The 18,628-nt window shown below is 69.6% G+C and carries 18 protein-coding genes and 2 rRNA genes; 16 read left to right on the top strand and 4 right to left on the bottom strand.

The genetic code is table 11. From position 1 onward, the window contains the following. From ABZ471_RS24760 to ABZ471_RS24710, 11 genes are all read left to right on the top strand, one after another. Window positions 1-74: ribosomal RNA gene (locus tag ABZ471_RS24760) — 23S ribosomal RNA — on the top strand; the annotation flags it as partial. 85 nt (window positions 75-159) lie between these two features. Beyond that, window positions 160-276 (top strand): 5S ribosomal RNA (rrf, locus tag ABZ471_RS24755). Window positions 277-347: 71 nt separating this feature from the next. Further along, window positions 348-992, top strand: coding sequence for an HAD family hydrolase (locus ABZ471_RS24750; protein WP_359069037.1), 645 nt, complete (start codon window positions 348-350; stop codon window positions 990-992). Between the two features lie 93 nt (window positions 993-1,085). Then, window positions 1,086-1,817: a VC0807 family protein gene (locus ABZ471_RS24745; protein WP_359069035.1), complete on the top strand. Its 732-nt coding sequence runs from the start codon at window positions 1,086-1,088 to the stop codon at window positions 1,815-1,817. Window positions 1,818-1,898: 81 nt separating this feature from the next. Beyond that, window positions 1,899-3,110, top strand: a complete 1,212-nt coding sequence (locus ABZ471_RS24740; RefSeq protein ID WP_359069034.1) for an MFS transporter — start codon at window positions 1,899-1,901, stop codon at window positions 3,108-3,110. Then, window positions 3,061-4,233: an acetoin utilization protein AcuC gene (locus ABZ471_RS24735; RefSeq protein WP_359069033.1), complete on the top strand. Its 1,173-nt coding sequence runs from the start codon at window positions 3,061-3,063 to the stop codon at window positions 4,231-4,233. Before ABZ471_RS24740 ends, ABZ471_RS24735 begins: the two co-directional genes overlap by 50 nt. A gap of 94 nt (window positions 4,234-4,327) precedes the next feature. After that, a complete protein-coding gene (locus ABZ471_RS24730) occupies window positions 4,328-5,143 on the top strand; it encodes a phosphatase (protein WP_359069031.1) in 816 nt (271 codons plus the stop codon). Window positions 5,144-5,272: 129 nt separating this feature from the next. Further along, window positions 5,273-5,485: a helix-turn-helix domain-containing protein gene (locus ABZ471_RS24725; RefSeq protein ID WP_359069029.1), complete on the top strand. Its 213-nt coding sequence runs from the start codon at window positions 5,273-5,275 to the stop codon at window positions 5,483-5,485. Between the two features lie 134 nt (window positions 5,486-5,619). After that, window positions 5,620-5,718, top strand: a complete 99-nt coding sequence (locus ABZ471_RS24720) for an AURKAIP1/COX24 domain-containing protein (protein ID WP_003948845.1) — start codon at window positions 5,620-5,622, stop codon at window positions 5,716-5,718. 190 nt (window positions 5,719-5,908) lie between these two features. After that, window positions 5,909-6,970, top strand: a complete 1,062-nt coding sequence (locus ABZ471_RS24715) for an NAD-dependent epimerase/dehydratase family protein (protein ID WP_359069027.1) — start codon at window positions 5,909-5,911, stop codon at window positions 6,968-6,970. A gap of 14 nt (window positions 6,971-6,984) precedes the next feature. Beyond that, window positions 6,985-8,040 carry a lysophospholipid acyltransferase family protein gene (locus ABZ471_RS24710; protein WP_359069026.1) on the top strand — a complete coding sequence of 352 codons (1,056 nt, stop codon included), beginning with the start codon at window positions 6,985-6,987 and terminating at the stop codon, window positions 8,038-8,040. 85 nt (window positions 8,041-8,125) lie between these two features. Here ABZ471_RS24710 and ABZ471_RS24705 read toward each other — a convergent pair whose 3' ends face one another. From ABZ471_RS24705 to ABZ471_RS24695, 3 genes are all read right to left on the bottom strand, one after another. Then, the gene (locus ABZ471_RS24705; RefSeq protein WP_359069025.1) at window positions 8,126-9,352 is read right to left on the bottom strand and encodes a DUF5667 domain-containing protein; all 1,227 of its coding nucleotides are present in this window, start codon (window positions 9,350-9,352) and stop codon (window positions 8,126-8,128) included. Window positions 9,353-9,588: 236 nt separating this feature from the next. After that, window positions 9,589-10,368: an ECF subfamily RNA polymerase sigma factor, BldN family gene (locus ABZ471_RS24700; RefSeq protein WP_359069023.1), complete on the bottom strand. Its 780-nt coding sequence runs from the start codon at window positions 10,366-10,368 to the stop codon at window positions 9,589-9,591. A gap of 340 nt (window positions 10,369-10,708) precedes the next feature. After that, window positions 10,709-11,647 carry an HAD-IB family hydrolase gene (locus tag ABZ471_RS24695; protein ID WP_359069022.1) on the bottom strand — a complete coding sequence of 313 codons (939 nt, stop codon included), beginning with the start codon at window positions 11,645-11,647 and terminating at the stop codon, window positions 10,709-10,711. Between the two features lie 94 nt (window positions 11,648-11,741). Here ABZ471_RS24695 and ABZ471_RS24690 point away from each other — a divergent pair, with 94 nt between their 5' ends. The 5 genes from ABZ471_RS24690 to ABZ471_RS24670 all read left to right on the top strand — a co-directional run bounded on the left by ABZ471_RS24690 (window position 11,742) and on the right by ABZ471_RS24670 (window position 17,426). Further along, window positions 11,742-12,023, top strand: a complete 282-nt coding sequence (locus ABZ471_RS24690; protein ID WP_359069020.1) for a glutaredoxin family protein — start codon at window positions 11,742-11,744, stop codon at window positions 12,021-12,023. A gap of 246 nt (window positions 12,024-12,269) precedes the next feature. Further along, window positions 12,270-13,034, top strand: coding sequence for a redox-sensing transcriptional repressor Rex (locus ABZ471_RS24685; RefSeq protein ID WP_359069019.1), 765 nt, complete (start codon window positions 12,270-12,272; stop codon window positions 13,032-13,034). Next, a complete protein-coding gene (locus ABZ471_RS24680) occupies window positions 13,031-14,728 on the top strand; it encodes a glutamyl-tRNA reductase (RefSeq protein WP_359069017.1) in 1,698 nt (565 codons plus the stop codon). Before ABZ471_RS24685 ends, ABZ471_RS24680 begins: the two co-directional genes overlap by 4 nt. Further along, on the top strand, window positions 14,725-15,720 hold the full coding sequence (gene hemC / locus ABZ471_RS24675) for a hydroxymethylbilane synthase (RefSeq protein WP_359069016.1): 996 nt from the start codon (window positions 14,725-14,727) through the stop codon (window positions 15,718-15,720). The genes ABZ471_RS24680 and hemC overlap by 4 nt, the downstream gene beginning before the upstream one ends. After that, a complete protein-coding gene (locus ABZ471_RS24670) occupies window positions 15,717-17,426 on the top strand; it encodes a bifunctional uroporphyrinogen-III C-methyltransferase/uroporphyrinogen-III synthase (protein WP_359069014.1) in 1,710 nt (569 codons plus the stop codon). Before hemC ends, ABZ471_RS24670 begins: the two co-directional genes overlap by 4 nt. 37 nt (window positions 17,427-17,463) lie before the next feature. Here the strand turns inward: ABZ471_RS24670 and ABZ471_RS24665 are convergent, their stop codons facing one another. Next, on the bottom strand, window positions 17,464-18,456 hold the full coding sequence (locus ABZ471_RS24665; RefSeq protein ID WP_359069013.1) for a phospholipase D-like domain-containing protein: 993 nt from the start codon (window positions 18,454-18,456) through the stop codon (window positions 17,464-17,466). Between the last annotated feature and the right edge of the window lie 172 nt (window positions 18,457-18,628).

Genomic DNA, 18,628 nt, shown 5'->3' with positions numbered 1-18,628 from the left:
GGTTGATAGGCCAGATATGGAAGCCCGGTAACGGGTGGAGTTGACTGGTACTAATAGGCCGAGGGCTTGTCCATTGATGCTCGCGTTCACTGTGTTGGTTCTGAAACCACGAACAGCCCCATGTCACGGCATGGTGCGGCGTTCACAGTTTCATAGTGTTTCGGTGGTCATAGCGTGAGGGAAACGCCCGGTTACATTCCGAACCCGGAAGCTAAGCCTCACAGCGCCGATGGTACTGCAGGGGGGACCCTGTGGGAGAGTAGGACGCCGCCGAACAAAATTTGGGAAAACCCCCGCATCGAAAGATGCGGGGGTTTTCTGCGTTCCGGGTCCTTTAAGGTCGAGGTATGCGATACGACCTGATCATCTTCGACAACGACGGCGTCCTCGTGGACAGCGAGCCGATCTCCAACCGGCTGCTGGCGGCCTATCTGACCGAGCTGGGGCACCCGACGTCGTACGAGGACTCCATTCGGGACTACATGGGGTCGGCGATGCATCGGATCCACGAGCTGGTCCTGGAGCGGACCGGGCAGCGGTTGCCCGATGACTTCGACGATGTCTTCCATGCCCGGGTGTTCGCGGCGTTCGAGCGGGAGTTGAAGCCCGTGGCCGGTGTCGACGATGTACTGGAGAGGCTGGCCGCTGACGGTGTGCCGTACTGCGTGGCGTCCTCAGGGAGCCATGAGCGGATCCGGGTGGGGCACCGGACGACCGGACTCGACCGGTGGTTCGCGGAGGAGAGGATCTTCAGTTCGCAGGATGTGGGGCGGGGCAAGCCGGAGCCCGATCTCTTCCTGTACGCGGCCGAGTTGATGGGTGTCGCCCCGGAGCGGTGTGTCGTCGTGGAGGACTCCCCGCTCGGTGTGCAGGCGGCCGTGGCGGCCGGGATGGACGTGTACGGGTTCACCGCGATGACGCCGGCGGAGCGACTCGCGGGGGCGAACCAACTCTTCTCCAGCATGGACGAGTTGGCTGACCTGCTGGTGTGACCGGAGCCATCGGGTCGGGCCTGACATTTGTCATGCGGACCACCGGACGATCGTTTCTACTGGCGGACCCCGCTCAGCGGCGAAGCTAAGGGCATGACGAAGAACACGGGGGCCCAGGGCCGGAGCAACAACCAGAAGCAGAACCCGAGCGTGCTCGACCACTTCAAGCCGCTGCTCGTGGACGTGGCGGTGCCGCTCGGCTCGTACTACCTCTTCAAGGACGGCTTCGGGATGAGCACCTTCGCGGCGCTCGCCTGGAGCAGCGTGGTGCCGGCGGTGCGGACCGTGTGGGGTCTGGTCAAGGAGCGCAGGACCAACGGGCTGGCCGGGCTCATCCTGGTGGTCAACGTGGTGTCGCTGCTGCTGAGCTTCGTCTCCGGGGACCCGCGGCTGATGCTCGCCAAGGACAGCGGGGTCAGTAGCACGGTCGGCATCGGGATCCTGGTCTCCGTCTGGCTCGGGAGGCCGATGATGACCGCGGGTATGAAGCCCTTCCTGGTGAAGGGGGACGCGGCCAAGGAGGCCGCCTGGGAGCGGTTGGCATCCGGGACGGCCGCCCAGTCCGGGGCCTTCCGTCGCAAGGAGCGGGCGTTCTCCGTGGTCTGGGGTGTGGTGCTGCTCGCCGAGTGCATCGTGCGGGTCGTGGGTGCGTACACCATCCCTGTGGACACCATGGTGTGGCTCGGCACCGTCATCATGATCGGCGCGATGGCGATCGCCTTCGTGGTCAGCGGCGGGCTGGCCGTCGAGCCGATGGAGAAGATGCTGGCTGCCGAGGTCGAGGCCGGCAAAGCCGAGACGCCCGAGATGGCTGTCGCCGCCTGATCCTCCGCTCGGTGAAGATGAAGAAAATTCATCTTTGGCTTGATCTACCCACAGGTAGCCCGGGGCCCTACGCTCGCCGCCATGACTGATGTGCTGCGGCGCGGTAGGGCCTCGCTGGCGTTCAGCTTCTTCGCGCAGGGCGCCACCTTCGCGCTGCTGGTGACGCGGATCCCGGCCATCCAGGACCGGTACGGAATCTCCGACGCGCTGCTGCCGGCCTTCCTGGCCGCCGTACCGATCCTCGCCGGAGTCGGCAGCGTGACGACCGAGCAGCTGGTGAGGCGGGTCCCGCCCAGTCGGCTGCTGCGCTGGTCCCAGCCGGTGGTGCTGCTGGCGCTGCTGGGAGTCGGAGCCGGCGGGGTGGTGGCCGAGCTGGGGCTGGCCCTGGCCGCGTTCGGCCTGGCCGTGGGGGCCCTGGACGCCTCTATGAACATGCTCGGGGTGAGTCTGCAGCGGACGTACGGGCGCAGCATCATGCTGAGCTTCCACGCCGTCTACAGCCTGGGCGGGATCGTCGGGGCCTCGCTCGCCTGGGCCGGGGCGCACTGGCATCTCGCGCTGTGGGTGTCGTATCTGCCGGTGGTGGCCGTGCTGCTGCCGGCGACGCTGGTGGGGAGCCGGTGGTACGTCGACGGGGAGCCGGCGCCCGTGGCGGAGGAGAAGGGCGGCACGGGCACCGTCGTCTTCAAGCTGCTGCTGCCGCTGTGTCTGGTGATGACCTTCGCCTACATCGGGGACTCGACCGTCTCCAACTGGAGTGCGAAGTACCTGAAGGACGTGCTGGGGAGTTCGGAGCAGCTGGCGACGGTGCCGTACAACGTGTACATGGTGACCACGCTGGTGGGTCGGGCTGTCGGGGACTTCGGGGTACGGCGGTTCGGGGCGGCCGCGGTCGTACGGCTCGGGGCGCTGGTGGCGGCCGGGGGGTTCGCGGTGGTGTCCGTGGCGCCGGACGCGTGGGTCGGGATGCTCGGATTCACCCTGCTGGGGCTGGGGCTGTGTGTGCTGGTGCCGCAGACGTTCGCGGCGGCGGGGCGGTTGTTCCCGGGGGCCTCGGACGCGGCGATCGCTCGGCTGAACATCTTCAACTACGTCGGTTTCCTGATCGGTTCGCCGTTGGTCGGGGCGCTCGGGGATGCCTGGAGCTATCGCGGGGCCATGCTCATACCCATGGTGTTGGTGCTGGTGACGTTGGTGTACGCCAGGTCGTTCGCGGCTCAACCGGACCGATACGGTGGCGGGCATGAGCGGCCGCGCACAGCTGATGTGGGACGAGGCAGTAACGGGCTATGACTTCGGCCCGGACCATCCGATGGACCCGGTCCGGCTGGAGCTGACCCGGAAGCTGGTGGGTGCCTTCGGGCTCGACCGGGAGATGGCGGTCGTCGCGGCGAAGCCGGCCGGGGAGTCGACGCTGCGGCTGGTCCACCGGGAGGACTACATCGACGCCGTGAAGGCCGCGTCGGCGGATCCGGCGTCGGCCCGTGGGGCGTACGGGCTCGGGACCGTGGACGATCCCGCGTTTGCCGGGATGCACGAGGTGTCCGCGCTGATCGCGGGGCTGTCGGTGGGGGCGGCCGAGGCGGTGTGGCGGGGGGATGCCGATCATGCCGTGAACTTCGCGGGCGGGCTGCACCATGCGATGCCCGGCGGTGCGTCGGGGTTCTGTATCTACAACGATGCTTCGCTGGCGATCGCCCGGCTGCTGGAGCTGGGGGCCGAGCGGGTCGCCTATGTCGATGTCGACGTGCATCACGGGGACGGGGTGCAGGCCGCGTTCTGGGAAGATCCGCGGGTTCTGACCATTTCGCTGCACGAGCATCCTCGTACGTTGTTCCCGCAGACCGGGTGGCCGCAGGAGACCGGGGCCGGGGCGGGCGAGGGCGCCGCCGTGAACGCGGCGCTGCCGGCCGGGACCGGGGACGCGGGGTGGCTGCGGGCGTTTCACGCCGTGGTGCCGGAGCTGCTCGCGGAGTTCCGGCCGCAGGTGCTGGTGTCGCAGCACGGGGCCGATACGCACTTCGAGGATCCGCTCGCGCATCTCGCCGTGTCGTTGGATGCGCAGCGGGCTGTGCAGGGGGTGTGTCATGAACTGGCGCACGAGTACGCGGACGGGAAGTGGGTCGCGCTGGGGGGCGGTGGGTACGCGGTGGTGGACGTGGTTCCGCGATCGTGGACGCATCTGGTGGGGATCGCCGCGGGGCGGGAGATCGCTCCCGAGGCGGTGATTCCTGAGGGGTGGCGGCAGGAAGTGTTCGCCCGGACCAGACAGTTGGCTCCGCAGCGGATGACGGACGGGCGGTGGCCGGTGTCCTTTGCTTCCTGGGAGTCGGGGTACGACCCTGCTGATCGGCTCGATCAGGCTGTGCTGGCTACTCGGCGGGCGGTGTTTCCGTTGCGCGGCTTGCTGCCGTGAGCGTCCCGGAGGGAAAGGCGCCCATTACGCCAACCGTGCGGTCTTTTCGGGATCCGAGCCCTCTCCCACCCCCCAATGAGTCACCATCGCATCCGTGTTGACCGCCGATGCACTCCGTACGCATCTGCTGGCTGTCCGGTTGGCCGGGGAGGTGGCCACCTCTCGGGAGGACAGTCTTCGTAGCTATCGGCTCTTCGCTGCCCGGGATCCGAGGGTGCTGCTCGGGATCGATCCCGAATGGGCCTGGGGGCAGCGGGATTTGCTTGCTCTGATGGCCGAGAAGTGCGGGGTTTCGGCCGATCCGGCGTACACGTCCGGGCCGGACGTGATCGATCCGGACCGGACGCTGGCTGCGCTGGACGCTTTCGCGGCGCGGATCCGGAGTGCCGCCCTGCGAGGCGCTCCGGTGCTGCTCGGCACCGGCCATCCGCATCGGTTGCTCGGGTTCTACGGCGGCTTGGCGGACGCGCTGTCGGCGGCGGGGTGTGAGGTGCTCACTCCGGCGCAGGGTCACTGTGTCGACATATTGACCCGGTTCGGTCTACGTACGTATCACCTGGACTACGTACGAGGTGTTGCCTTGGTGCGAGAACCGGAGGCCGAGCGCCCCGGTTGTGAGCCGGGTGCGCACAGTCATTCGCCGCTGCCGGTTCGGGTCGCCCTGGCGGCCGCTGCCGATGCCGGCGGGCCGCTGCCCGAGCTGGTGATCGGTGACCATGGCTGGGTCTGCGGGGCAGGTCAGCTGGGGTTTGAGGCCATTGGCCTGGCGGATACGGATGATCCCGCGCTCTTTGTGGGGGAGGCGGAGGGAGTCGTGTCCGTCGCCGTTCCGGTTGATGACGCTGTGCGGTCTGATTACTACTGGCCGCTTACCCGCTACGTACTCAATCGAGCGTGTCTGTCACAGTAGGCCGTTGATGGGTGCACCTCTTCCCCACTTGCATCACCCGCCCCTAGTCTGGGGAGTGAGCACGCAACGACGAAGAGTCACCGGAAGGGGAAGCCGGTGGCCGTCGAGTGCGGAAGGTTCAGGTGTGTCATGGCTGCAGCTGGCGAGGGGCCTCTGAGCGAGGTTCAGTTCCTTACCGTGGCGGAGGTCGCCTCGGTGATGCGAGTGTCGAAGATGACCGTGTACCGCTTGGTGCACAGCGGTCATCTGCCCGCGATCCGGGTGGGGCGGTCCTTCCGCGTCCCGGAGCAAGCGGTACACGAGTACCTCCGTGAGAGTTATGTGGGGGTGGAGACGGCCTGACGGCGCTTCCGGGAGACCCCGGAGTACCCCTCGATTACGACCTCGGCGCTCGGGCGGGTAGGCTAGCCCCTCGTAGGTCGTGTGGGCCCATGGCGCCCAAACAACCGAGTGATGAGAAGTGAGCGAGGGTAGTCGTGGGCTCTGTTATCAAGAAGCGGCGCAAGCGGATGGCCAAGAAGAAGCACCGCAAGCTGCTCAAGCGCACGCGCGTTCAGCGCCGCAACAAGAAGTAAGCGGCGCCGCGAGAGCGTGTCCTGTGGCCTCCCGTCCGGAAGGGCGGGGGGCCACAGGCGTATCCAGACCTGCCTGGCATATTCCGATCAGGGAATTTCCGTCGCCTCGTGCATCGGGCGGTCATCACAGCGCAACACCGAACCGCTAGGTTGGCCGTACACGGGTAACGCGGGAAGGAAGGCGCTGATCTTGGGAAAGGTCGTGCTCGTCACCGGAGTGGCCCGGCAGCTGGGCGGCCGGTTCGTGCGGCGGATCCAGCGGGACCCGGAGGTGGACCGGGTGATCGCCGTGGACGCGGTCCCGCCGGCCCACCATCTGGGCGGGGCCGATTTCATCCAGGCCGACATCAGACAGCCCACCATCGCCCGGGTGCTCGCCGAGACGGGCGCCGACACGGTCGTCCACATGGACGTGACCGGCACCGCGCTGGGCGGCGGAAGCAGGGCCACGGTCAAGGAGACCAACGTCATCGGCACCATGCAGCTGCTCGGTGCCTGCCAGAAGTCGCCGACCGTGCAGCGGCTGGTGGTGAAGTCCAGTACGAACGTCTACGGGTCGGCGCCGCGGGATCCCGCCGTGTTCACCGAGACGATGCCGCCCAAGTCGCTGCCCAGCGGCGGGTTCGCGAAGGACGCGGTGGAGGTCGAGGGGTATGTGCGCGGGTTCGCCCGGCGGCGGCCGGACGTCGCCGTGTGCGTGCTGCGCTTCGCCAACATCCTCGGGCCGACCGCGGACACCCCGCTCGCCTCGTACTTCGCGCTGCCGGTGCTGCCCACCGTGTTCGGCTACGACCCCCGGCTGCAGTTCGTGCACGAGGACGACGTCATCGAGGTGCTGCGGATCGCCTCCCACGAGCCGCGCCGGGGCACCCTCAACAGTGGCACCTTCAACATCGCCGGCGACGGTGTGCTGCTGCTCTCGCAGTGCTCGCGGCGGCTGGGGCGGCCCACCGTGCCGCTGCTGCTGCCTGCGGTCACCTGGGCCGGTTCCCTCGTGCGTACGCTGGGCATGACGGACTTCTCGCCGGAGCAGATCCGGCTCCTCACCCACGGTCGGGTGGTGGCCACGGACCAGATGCGCGACACACTGGGATTCCAGCCCAAGTACACGACGGCGGAGACGTTCGCGGACTTCGCGCGCAGCCAGGGACCCGGGCTGCTGCCGCCGGAGGCCCTCGCGGGGGCCGTCGACCGGATCGCCGCGCTTGCCGCGAAGGGCAGCGGGCACCTCCCGACGCAGAGCGCCAATTGAGGAGCGCAGCAACGATGGCGGACGCCAAGGTCATTCCGTTCGACGACGACCGGTCCCGCGGGAGTGCCGCCCAGCGGTCGTCGCGGCGCCGGAGCGGGAGCAGCAGGCGCGGCACGGTCGGCGAGCCCATGCCGGTCCGGGAGGTCCAGCCCCTGCCCACCAGGGCCGCTGAGCAGGATGATGTCTCCGTGACCGGGGAGGAACAGCCGCCCGCCGGGCCGCAGCACGACGGCGGGCTCGAGCGGCGCATCGCGAGCGGCCTGGCCTTCCTGCGCCGCCGGCTCACCGGGGACTACGAGGTCGACGACTTCGGCTACGACGAGGAGCTGACCGACCAGGTCCTGATGTCGCTGCTGCGGCCGGTGTACGAGAAGTACTTCCGGGTCGAGGTGAAGGGCATCGAGAACATCCCGGCCGAGGGCGGGGCGCTGATCGTCGCCAACCACTCCGGGACGATGCCGCTGGACGGCCTGATGATGCAGGTCGCCGTGCACGACCACCACCCGGCCGACCGGCATCTGCGGCTTCTCGCGGCCGACCTGGTCTTCGTGCTGCCGGTGGTCAACGAACTCGCCCGCAAGCTGGGGCACACCCTCGCCTGTGCCGAGGACGCCGAACGGCTGCTGGGGCAGGGCGAGCTGGTCGGGGTGATGCCGGAGGGTTTCAAGGGGATCGGGAAGCCGTTCAGCGAGCGCTACAAGCTGCAGCGGTTCGGCCGCGGCGGGTTCGTCTCCACGGCGCTGCGCGTGGGCGCACCGATCATCCCGTGCTCGATCGTCGGGGCCGAGGAGATCTACCCGATGATCGGCAACTCCAAGACCCTCGCCCGGGTGCTGGGCTTCCCGTACTTCCCGCTGACGCCGACCTTCCCGTGGCTGGGCCCGCTCGGGGCGATCCCGCTGCCCACCAAGTGGACGATCCAGTTCGGCGAGCCGATCCCGACGGACGGCTATCCGCCGGAGGCGGCCGAGGACCCGATGCTGATGTTCAACCTGACCGACCAGGTCCGCGAACAGATCCAGCACACGCTGTACAAGCTGTTGGTGCAGCGGCGGTCGGTGTTCTTCTGACGCGTTTCCTCCGGCGTTCGGGTGTACGACAGCGGGGGCGCTCCTGCTCGGAAAGGAGCGCCCCCGCTGTCGTGTCCGGGTGGGGCTAGGTCGCGTTCTCGCCGTCGATGCCCAGGCCGGGGAGCAGGCCCGGGAGCAGCGGCGGGAGGGTGACGTCCGGTTCGCTCGTGGGGGGCTTGCCGGTGGACGGGGTGCTGCCGTCGCCGCCGATCTTCGGCGGGTCGAGCAGGCCGCCCGTGTTGCCCCCGATCAGGCCGTTGCCGCTGTCGCCGGTGGCGGAGCCGCTGGGACTTCCGGAGCCCGAGTGCTTGCCGGCGGACGGGGTGTTGCCGGAGCTGGGCGCGGTCGAGCGCTGGGTGCCGGAGGAGCCGCTGGATGTCGGGCCGGAGCCCTGTCGCGTGCCGCCGCCGGTCTGGGCGGGCTGCTGCGGGAGCAGGGACTGGAGCGGGGCGACCTCTTGGTCTATGGCGTCGAACACCGACGACACCTGCTGTCTGACGTCTCCCAGTTGCAAGGGCAGCTTGTTGCTCAGTGCGCTCCAGGCCTCACGGTGGGACCGGGAGAAGGTGTCGAGGGCCTGGATGGGGCCCAGGGACCCGGGGTCGCGCTCATAGGCCGCGTGCAGCAGTCGGTGGCCTTCGGTCACGTCGTGCTGCATGCCGGACAGGGTGCGGCGGATCTCACCGATGGACTCGTGGTCGAGTTGGCCGCTGCGGCCTCGCTCCATCAGCCGCCGGGCCTCGCTCAGCCGGGTGGAGGCCTGGTCGAGGTAGGTCTGGCCGCGCTCGTCGTCCCCATCGCTCATGTAGTTGAGCCTGAAGTCCTCGATGCCGCGTTTGAGGCCGTAGAGCGAGTCGCCGGGCAGGGCGTCGGAACTCGCGGCGGCGACCCCGCCGAAGGCCCCGGCGGCCACGCCGACGCTGAGCCCGCCCGCTGCGAGCCCCTTGGTCAGTCTCGAACGCGGCCGGAGTTTGCCCAGCGGGCTCGCCCGATGCGCTCCCCGGCCACGCGCTCGCTGCTCGGGCACCGACGCTTCCGCCGCCCCCGTCCCCTCCTGGAGCATGGCCTCCATCGCGGCCACCAGCTGGGCGCGCTGGACGACCTTGACCTCGGGGTCGAGCTGGGGCCTGGGCAGTGAGCCGAGGCCGACCGTGAGGGCCAACAGCGGGCCCTGTTCGGTCTGTTCCTCGGCCGTCGGCGGTGAACCCGCCGCTGCTGCGGACTGCTCGGCCGCCGTGTCCCGGTCGGACTGCTCCTCCAGGGCCTGGGCGAAGGCGTTCGCCCGCCGGTGTGCCGATACGTTCGCGATCACTGGCGGCACCTCCTCTCGTCATGACGGTCGACTCCCCAGGGGGTCCTGAGGGTTGCACGCCCACGACCACTTCCACACGATCGAGTGATCAGGGATGGCCAGGACGTGACCACAGGGAGCCTGTATCCCGCACAACGAGCGGCTTGGCACTTGGGTTACGGACGGCGGACGATCGGGTCAGAAAGGCAACGGGCTTTCACGGAAAGTGAGTTGGTCGTTGCCCTGGGTGGCGGACGTCAGCGGGCGTCGTCCGGCAGAAGCCGGGCGAGGGTGCGCACGGCCCGGTACTGGAGGGTCTTGATGGCGCCCTCGTTCTTGCCCATCACGCGGGCGGTCTCGGCGACCGAGAGGCCCTGGAGGAATCGGAGGGTCACGCACTCCTGCTGCTGGGGGTTGAGCCGTCGTACGGCGTCGAGCAGCGCGGCGTTGGAGAGGGACTCCAGGACGGAGTCCTCCGGGGAGCGCTCGACCTCGTTGGCGTCGAGCATCTCGCCGGTGGTGACCTCGAGCCGGAACCGGCTGGACTTGAAGTGGTCGGCGACCAGGTTCCGGGCGATCGTCACCAGCCAGGCGCCGAAGTCGCGGCCCTGCCAGGTGAAGGTGCCGATCCTGCGGAGCGCCCGCAGAAAGGTCTCGCTCGTCAGGTCCTCGGCGGTGGCCTTGCCGCCGACCCGGTAGTAGATGTACCGGTAGACCGTGTCGCTGTACTGGTCGTAGAGCCGGCCGAAGGCCTCGGCCTCCCCCGCCTGGGCACGCTCCACGAGGTCCATCATGCGGGCGCTGTCACTGTCGGCGGACGGCCGGCGGGCGGTGGCCGCGCCGGATGCGCGGCCGCGTCTGCCGACCGCTGCGCTGCTCTCGGCCAGGGCGTAGCACGGGCCGAGGGGTGCGGCGGCGGCGAAGGCGGGGACGGCGTACGCGGTCGGGACGAGGCCGCGCAGCGTCTTTTTGACCGTTGCGACTGTTGCGCGCAGCGTAGCCAGGCCCGAGGCGTCAACCCCGACGTGTGGGTACACGGGACTCCCAGAGGCAGAGCTTCCATCACGTGCAGTGCGGGACCTTTCACCCGTCGTAGCGACGGAGGGGTACCGGTTTGCGTCTGAGGAGAATAACGCTTCGTGCAGGCCCTGCTACACCGAGTTGCTCAAATCATCGATTGCGTCGCTTCTGTAACCGATTGACGCTCTATCAAGTGCCGTAGGGTGATCGGTTGTTGATCGAAAAATGGTGGGTTTCGGCGAAGTGCAGGGCGTGTTGGGAAGGGGGAGGCATAATCCGGCGGCAGGCGCCAGGTTTCCCGTCTCGTCAGGCGCATGACACACAGCGCGCCTGTCCTGCGCTTGAGGACGCGGCGGATCAGCGACGGCGGCGGCTCAGTGCGATCGCTGCCGCGGTGCCACCGGCGACCGCGCCGACGCCCGCTGCCGCCGGGATGCCCACCTTCGCCGCCTTGCGGCCCGTGCGGTAGTCGCGCAGGCGCCAGTCCTTTTCACGGGCGTGTTTGCGGAGCTTGGCGTCCGGATTGATCGCGTAGGGGTGGCCGACCAGGGACAGCATGGGGATGTCGTTGTGGCTGTCGCTGTAAGCGGCGCAGCGGGAGAGGTCCAGGCCCTCCGCCGCGGCCAGGGCGCGTACCGCCTCCGCCTTGGCCGGGCCGTGCAGGGGCTCGCCCACCAGCTTGCCCGTGTAGACGCCCTCGACCGACTCCGCGACCGTGCCGAGTGCGCCGGTCAGGCCGAGGCGGCGGGCGATGACCTGGGCGATCTCGACGGGCGCGGCCGTGACCAGCCACACCTTCTGGCCCGCGTCCAGGTGGGCCTGGGCGAGAGCCCGGGTGCCCGGCCAGATGCGGTCGGCCATGTACTCGTCGTAGATCTCCTCGCCGATGGTCTCCAGCTCGGCGACGCGGTGGCCCTTGACGATGGAGAGGGCCGAGTCGCGTGCTTCCTGCATGTGCTCGGGGTCCTCGACACCGGCCAGCCGGAACCAGGCCTGCTGCCAGGCGAACCTGGCCAGGTCGCGTGTCTCGAAGAACTTCCGCTTGTACAGGCCCCGTCCGAAGTGGAACAGCGCGGCACCCTGCATCACGGTGTTGTCGAGGTCGAAGAAGGCGGCGGCCCGGTCGTCGCCGATGACCGGGAACTCCGGTTCCTGGTCGTCGACCTTCGGAGCTTCCTGCGCTTCCTGAGCTTCCTGCGAGGACTTGCGGGCGGCCTCCGCCGAGGCCTCGCCTGCCAACACGCTCCGCGCCGTGGCGGAGCGCCTACGGGGAGTGAGCCATCCGAGAGCGGCCATGGCGTGAGCATAGCCAGTTTGTTCGGGGCTTCCGGAGTCGAGAGGTTTGAAGGGTGTGAACTCTCCGCGACCCCGCCGTTAAAGAAGCGCGAGAATGGCCGGCATGAGTCCCCTCTTCCGGCGTAAGGGCGCCCCGCAGGAGCGCCGGGTCACCCTCATCCGCAAGCCCGGCTGTCATCTGTGTGACGACGCCGAGGCCGTGATCGAAAAGGTGTGTGGCGAACTCGGTGTCCCCTGGGAACAGAAGGACATCACCGAGGACAAGGAGCTGCACGACCAGTACTGGGAGCAGATCCCCGTCGTCCTCGTCGACGGGCGTCAGCACACCTTCTGGCGGGTGGACGAGGGCCGCCTCCGCAAGGAACTGACCGGGTAGTACAAGAGCAGGTCGAACGTCCCTTAGGATCAACGGCGGCTTGGTCTCGGGGGCGGGATTCACGAGGAGTGTGTCGGTTTTGCCCCCAGGAAGGGCCCGGGAATGACGCGCGTGACCCCGGTCACGTTGGCCGGGCAAATCGGACACCATCTTTGTGCACGCGTTCACAAAGACATAGCCTGCTGTCGACGGGGCGGTCTGGGGACGTATGACCGCCTGCAGCCCCGCTCTACCCGCAGGAGCACCGTGGCAACTGGCCGAACACACCGACCGGCGACCCGTAGCCGAGGGATTCCCGAGGCCACCGTCGCCAGGCTTCCGCTGTACCTCCGAGCCCTGACCGCACTGTCGGAGCGCTCGGTACCCACGGTCTCCTCGGAGGAGCTGGCCGCGGCCGCGGGGGTCAACTCCGCCAAGCTGCGCAAGGACTTCTCGTACCTGGGCTCCTACGGAACGCGCGGTGTCGGCTACGACGTGGAGTATCTCGTCTACCAGATCTCCCGCGAACTCGGCCTGACCCAGGACTGGCCGGTTGTCATCGTCGGTATCGGTAACCTCGGCGCCGCCCTGGCCAACTACGGCGGGTTCGCCTCCCGTGGCTTCCGGGTCGCCGCGCTGATCGACGCCGACCCGGCGATGGCCGGAAAGCCGGTCGCGGGCATCCCGGTCCAGCACTCCGACGACCTCGAGAAGATCATCAACGACAACGGGGTCTCCATCGGCGTCATCGCCACCCCGGCCGGTGCCGCCCAGCCGGTCTGCGACCGGCTCGTGGCCGCGGGTGTGACCTCCATCCTGAACTTCGCGCCGACCGTGCTGTCCGTCCCGGAGGGCGTCGACGTGCGCAAGGTCGACCTCTCCATCGAGCTGCAGATCCTCGCCTTCCACGAGCAGCGCAAGGCCGGCGAGGAGACCGCGGCGGGCGACGGTGCGCTGCCCGCGGCCACCACCCGCGAGGACTCCGCCGACCAGGGACCCGACGGGGATGTACCCGCCGTGATGCCGGCATGAGTCTCCTCGTTGTGGGCCTGAGCCACCGCAGCGCCCCGGTCAGCGTGCTGGAGCGGGCCGCGCTGAGCGCGGACGCCCAGGTCAAGCTGGTCCAGGACACGGTCGCCGCCGAGCCGGCCACCGAGGCCGCGGTGCTCGCCACCTGCAACCGCATCGAGCTGTACGCCGACGTGGACAAGTTCCACGCCGGTGTCGCCGAGCTGTCCACGCTGCTCGCCCAGCACAGCGGGGTCGGCCTGGAAGAGCTGACGCCGTACCTGTACGTGCACTACGAGGACCGGGCTGTCCACCACCTGTTCTCGGTGGCCTGCGGTCTGGACTCGATGGTCGTCGGCGAGGGGCAGATCCTCGGCCAGATCAAGGACTCCCTGGCCCGCGCCCAGGAGCTGCACACCGCCGGAAAGCTGCTGAACGACCTGTTCCAGCAGTCCCTGCGGGTCGGCAAGCGGGCCCACACCGAGACCGGGATCGACCGGGCCGGTCAGTCCCTGGTCACCTTCGGCCTGGAGCAGCTGGCCGCGGGCGGGGACGTCCGGGAATGGGCCGCGGGCCGCAGGGCGCTGGTCATCGGCGCCGGGTCGATGTCGTCCCTGGCCGCCGCGACGCTCGCGCGTGCCGGAGTGGCCGAGATCGTCGTCGCCAACCGCACCTTCGACCGGGCCGAGCGCCTCGCCCAGATCCTGACGGAGGGCGACGAGACGGCGGTGACCGCCCGCGCGGTACGGATGGATGCCGTGCCGGGCGAGCTGACACGTGCCGACGTCGTCGTCTCCTGCACCGGGGCGACGGGTCTGGTCCTGACGGCCGAGGCGGTCGCGCAGGCGGTCGAGGGCCGTACCGGGGAGCCCGTCGCGGACACCGGTTCCACGGCCGTGAAGTTCCAGCCTCCGCTGCCGCCCACCAGTGTCGGCGCCGAGGAGAACTGCCCGCTGGACCTGGCCGCCGTACAGGGTGCGACCGGCTTCTCCGTGCTCGGCGAGGCCGCCGTGGCCGGCCTGGACGCGGCCACCCTGGAGCAGCACGCGGCCTGGGTGGACAACGGCACCGTGGACCGGCGGGGGAGCGCCCGGCGCAGCCCCGAGGCCGACGCCGAGCTGATCACCGCGCTGGCCGCGACCGCATCCACCGTCGGTCGCATCCCCGAGCGCCGCAGGCCCGAGCCGGTCGCCGTGATCCCGCGCCCGGCCCCGGCCCTGTTCCTCCTCGACCTCGCCATGCCCCGCGACATCGACGCGGCCGTGCACCGGCTGGCCGGGGTGCGGCTGGTGGACATCGAGTCGCTGGCGGAAGCTTCCGCCGACGCGCCGATGGCGGCCGACGTGGACCAGGTCCGGCGTATCGTCTCGGACGAGGTCGCGGCCTTCGGCGCGGCACAGCGGGCGGCGCACATCACGCCGACCGTGGTCGCGCTGCGCACCATGGCCGCCGACGTCGTCGCCCATGAGATCGCGCGGCTCGACGGCCGCCTGCCCGGCCTGGACGAACGCCAGCGCGGCGAGATCCGGCAGGCCGTGCACCGCGTCGTCGACAAGCTGCTGCACGCGCCGACCGTACGGGTGAAGCAGCTCGCGGCCGAGCCCGGCGGCGCCGGGTACGCGGACGCGCTGCGCACCCTGTTCGACCTCGACCCCGAGACGGTGGCCGCCGTCTCCCGGGCCGAGGACAGCACAGACAAGAAGGACCGACCGGCATGAGTGAGAATCCACTGAGACTGGGGACCAGGCGGAGCAAACTCGCCATGGCCCAGTCCGGACAGGTGGCGGAGGCCGTGAGCCTGGTGACCGGCCGGCCCGTCGAGCTGGTCGAGATCACCACGTACGGCGATGTCTCCCGCGAGGCGCTCGCGCAGATCGGCGGCACCGGCGTGTTCGTCACGGCGCTGCGCGACGCGCTGCTGAAGGGCGAGGTGGACTTCGCGGTTCATTCGCTCAAGGACCTGCCGACCACGCAGCCCGAGGAACTGGTCCTGGCCGCCGTACCGGTGCGCGAGGACCCGCGGGACGTGATCGTCGCCCGGGACGCGCTGAAGTTCACCGACCTGCCGCGGAACGCCCGCATAGGCACCGGCTCGCCCCGTCGCATGGCGCAGCTGAACGCGTATGCGCGCGCCCACGGCCTGGACATCGAGACGGTCCCGATCCGGGGCAACGTCGACACGCGGATCGGATACGTCCGCGACGGCGAACTGGACGCCGTCGTGCTGGCCGCCGCCGGACTGAACCGGATCGGCCGCAGCGACGAGGTCACCGACTTCCTGTCGGTCGACACTGTTTTGCCCGCCCCCGGCCAGGGGGCCCTTGCGATCGAGTGTGCCGCGGACCACGCGGACCTCATCGCGGCGCTCGGCGAGCTCGACGACCCGTTCACACGGGTCGCCGTCACCGCCGAACGATCACTGCTCGCCGCCCTGGAGGCCGGCTGCAGCGCCCCTGTGGGCGCGCTGGCCGACCTTCCCCCTCTCTCGGCTCCGCTCGAGCGGGGGGACCCCCAGGCCGACGGGCAGATTGTCAAGGAAATGCGCCTGCGCGGCGTCGTCGGCACGACCGACGGCACCCGCATGGTGCAGCTGTCCACCACCGGTCCCGTGCCCCATACGCATGAGCAGGCGATGGCACTCGGTCGCGAACTCGCCACCGAGATGCTCGCCCAGGGCGCGGCCGGTCTGATGGGGGAGCGAGCACATTGAGCCCCACCACCCTTCCCGCCGGTCCGGAACACGGGCACGTCACCTTCCTCGGTGCCGGACCCGGGGATCCGGGACTGCTGACTCTGCGCGCCGTGGAGGCGCTGTCGAACGCGGACGTCCTGGTCGCCGAGCACGAGGTGCTCGACGTGATCCGGACGCACGCCCGACACGGCGTCTCCGTCGTGCAGACGGACGCGGTCTCCTCCTCGGATCCGCTTCCGGGCACAGGCACGCCCCAGCTGACGGTCGTTGACGGGGCGTCAACAACCGCCGCGGTCCCGGCTGCTGCCCGGGATGCCGCTCATCTTGTCATGGAGGCCGCCCGGGGCGGCAGGCGGGTCGTCCGTGCGGTGTCCGGCGACCCGGGACTTGATACGTACGCGGCCGAGGAAATGCTCGCCTGCGCCGCCGCCGGTGTGCCCTTCGAGGTCGTGCCGGGTGTGGCGGCCGCGGTCGGCGTGCCCGCGTACGCGGGTGTGCCGCTGCGTGACGCGCACGGTGCGGACGTCCGGTTCGTGGACGCGCGTACCGCCTCCGACCGGTGCTGGACGGAGGTGGGAGCCTCCGACGGCACGGTGGTCGTGTCGACGACGCTGGACGCGGTGGCGGCGGCCGCCGGAGAGCTGGTGTCGGCGGGCCGCAAGCCGGACACGCCGATGACGGTCACGGTCGCCGGTACGACGACCCGTCAGCGCACCTGGACCGCCACCCTCGGGACGGTCGCGCAGACGCTGAAGCAGGCGAAGGTGCTGCCGTCACCGGACGGCGGCCGGCCGGTGATAGCCGTGGTCGGCGAGCGTTCCGCCGCCGCCCAGCGCGACCAGTTGTCGTGGTTCGAGTCCAAGCCGCTGTTCGGCTGGAAGGTGCTCGTGCCGCGTACGAAGGAGCAGGCGGCGTCGCTCTCCGACCAGCTGCGGTCCTACGGTGCCGTGCCGCACGAGGTTCCGACGATCGCCGTCGAACCGCCGCGCACGCCCCAGCAGATGGAGCGGGCCGTGAAGGGGCTCGTGACCGGGCGGTACGAGTGGATCGCCTTCACCTCGGTGAACGCGGTGAAGGCCGTGCGGGAGAAGTTCGAGGAGTACGGGCTCGACGCCCGGGCCTTCGCGGGCATCAAGGTGGCCGCGGTCGGCGAGCAGACGGCCAACGCGCTGATCGCCTTCGGCGTGAAGCCGGACCTGATTCCGTCGGGTGAGCAGTCGGCCGCCGGTCTGCTGGAGGACTGGCCGCCGTACGACCCGGTGTTCGACCCGATCGACCGGGTGTTCCTGCCGCGTGCCGACATTGCCACCGAGACTCTGGTGGCCGGGCTCATCGAGCTGGGCTGGGAGGTCGACGACGTCACGGCCTACCGGACCGTGCGGGCCTCGCCGCCGCCGGCGGAGACGCGGGAGGCGATCAAGGGGGGCGGCTTCGACGCGGTGCTGTTCACCTCGTCGTCCACGGTGCGGAACCTGGTGGGTATCGCGGGCAAGCCGCACAACGTGACGGTGATCGCGTGCATCGGGCCGGCCACGGCGAAGACTGCCGAGGAGCACGGGCTGCGGGTCGATGTCATGGCTCCGGAGCCGTCGGTGCACAAGCTGGCTGAGGCTCTGGCCGACTTCGGGTTGAAGCGGCGGGCTTCTGCGCTGGAGGCCGGGGATCCGGTGACCCGGCCGAGCGAGCGTCGGCCGGGTGCGCGGAGGCGGCGTACGACCACGTGAGGTACCAGGGGGCTCCGCCCCCTGGACCCCCGTTTCCCTACGCCTGAGTACCGCCCGCGTAGTCGCTGTCGAACGTCGTCTCGATGGTCGTCGCCACCGACTGGGCCACGCCCGTGCCGGTGAGGACGAGGCCCAGCTCCCTGTTGTTGCTCAGTGAGTTGCTGCTGATGTTCATGGAGCCCGCCTCCACCTCCTGGGTGGACAGGCCGTAGTCGGCGACCATCGCCTTGGCGTGGATGTAGAAGCCGTTGGGGTCGGAGTAGCCGACGACCGTGCCGCTCGCGGACTTGATGGCGGAGACCTGGCTGGAGTAGTTCGACGGGCTCTCCAGGACCACGCGTACCTTCACACCTGCCCTGGCCCGGGCCACGATGGCGTTGACCACCGTGCTGTCGCTCAGTTCCAGTTCCTCGACGTCGAGGGTGCTGGTGGCCGCGTTGATCAGGGACACCAGGCGGTTGCGGGAGTCGGTGGGGGACCAGAGCAGGTGGTCGCCGTCCGTCGGGGTGATCGAGGTGGCGGTGTAGTCCGCGTTGAAGACCTTCTCTATCGAGGCGACGTCCCGGGTGTCGTCGTCGAAGACGCCGTAGTCACGGCTGGTCGTGTAGTACTGGGACGTCAGGTTCCCGGTCAGGATCAGGGACTTGGTGCCGTCCACCGTGATCGTCTTCTGGTGGGTGTAGACGAAGGCGGACGAGGACCAGACCACGCCTGTGCCCGCGTTCTTCAGGGACGTGTACGCCGCGTTGTTCGCGGACTGGTGCCGGCGGTCCAATATGACCCGGACCGTGACGCCCTTGTTCTTCAGGGCTATGAGGTCGTTGACGGCCGTCGTGTCCTCCAGCTCGTACATGGTCATGTCGAGCGTGCTGGTGGCCGAGTTGACGAAGTCGTAGATGGTGGGCTGGCTGCCGCTCTGGGAGAAGGCGAACGCGGAGTAGCTCGCGGCGTTCGCGGGGACGGCGGTGGCGACGGCGGCGGCGCCGGCCGCCAGGGCGACGCCCGCGCGGCCGAGGACCTTCCACAGCATGCGTGACTCCTGGAATGGGGGGAGAGAAGCTCACGGAGGGGGAGTGGCGCGAGCATGACACCACGCGCGTAGAACGCCGGGGAGACGAGCGGATCGAGGGACGGCCAGGAGTGCGCAAAGAGTTCGTATGGGCGGCGCGCCAGGTCCTTCTCGCGGGGCCCTACAGGGCCGA

Origin of the sequence: Streptomyces sp. NPDC005728 (assembly GCF_040630895.1) — a bacterium.
In the GTDB taxonomy this organism is placed as follows: domain Bacteria; phylum Actinomycetota; class Actinomycetes; order Streptomycetales; family Streptomycetaceae; genus Streptomyces.
The sequence above is the reverse complement of the archived record's forward strand: the minus strand, read 5'-3'. Positions and strand labels throughout refer to the sequence as shown.

Coding starts and splice junctions, on each gene's coding strand:
- ABZ471_RS24750 (WP_359069037.1), top strand. CDS start 348: ATGCGATACGACCTGATCATCTTCGACAACGACGGCGTCCTCGTGGAC.
- ABZ471_RS24745 (WP_359069035.1), top strand. CDS start 1,086: ATGACGAAGAACACGGGGGCCCAGGGCCGGAGCAACAACCAGAAGCAG.
- ABZ471_RS24740 (WP_359069034.1), top strand. CDS start 1,899: ATGACTGATGTGCTGCGGCGCGGTAGGGCCTCGCTGGCGTTCAGCTTC.
- ABZ471_RS24735 (WP_359069033.1), top strand. CDS start 3,061: ATGAGCGGCCGCGCACAGCTGATGTGGGACGAGGCAGTAACGGGCTAT.
- ABZ471_RS24725 (WP_359069029.1), top strand. CDS start 5,273: ATGGCTGCAGCTGGCGAGGGGCCTCTGAGCGAGGTTCAGTTCCTTACC.
- ABZ471_RS24710 (WP_359069026.1), top strand. CDS start 6,985: ATGGCGGACGCCAAGGTCATTCCGTTCGACGACGACCGGTCCCGCGGG.
- ABZ471_RS24695 (WP_359069022.1), bottom strand. CDS start 11,647: ATGGCCGCTCTCGGATGGCTCACTCCCCGTAGGCGCTCCGCCACGGCG.
- ABZ471_RS24690 (WP_359069020.1), top strand. CDS start 11,742: ATGGCCGGCATGAGTCCCCTCTTCCGGCGTAAGGGCGCCCCGCAGGAG.
- ABZ471_RS24680 (WP_359069017.1), top strand. CDS start 13,031: ATGAGTCTCCTCGTTGTGGGCCTGAGCCACCGCAGCGCCCCGGTCAGC.
- hemC (WP_359069016.1), top strand. CDS start 14,725: ATGAGTGAGAATCCACTGAGACTGGGGACCAGGCGGAGCAAACTCGCC.
- ABZ471_RS24665 (WP_359069013.1), bottom strand. CDS start 18,456: ATGCTGTGGAAGGTCCTCGGCCGCGCGGGCGTCGCCCTGGCGGCCGGC.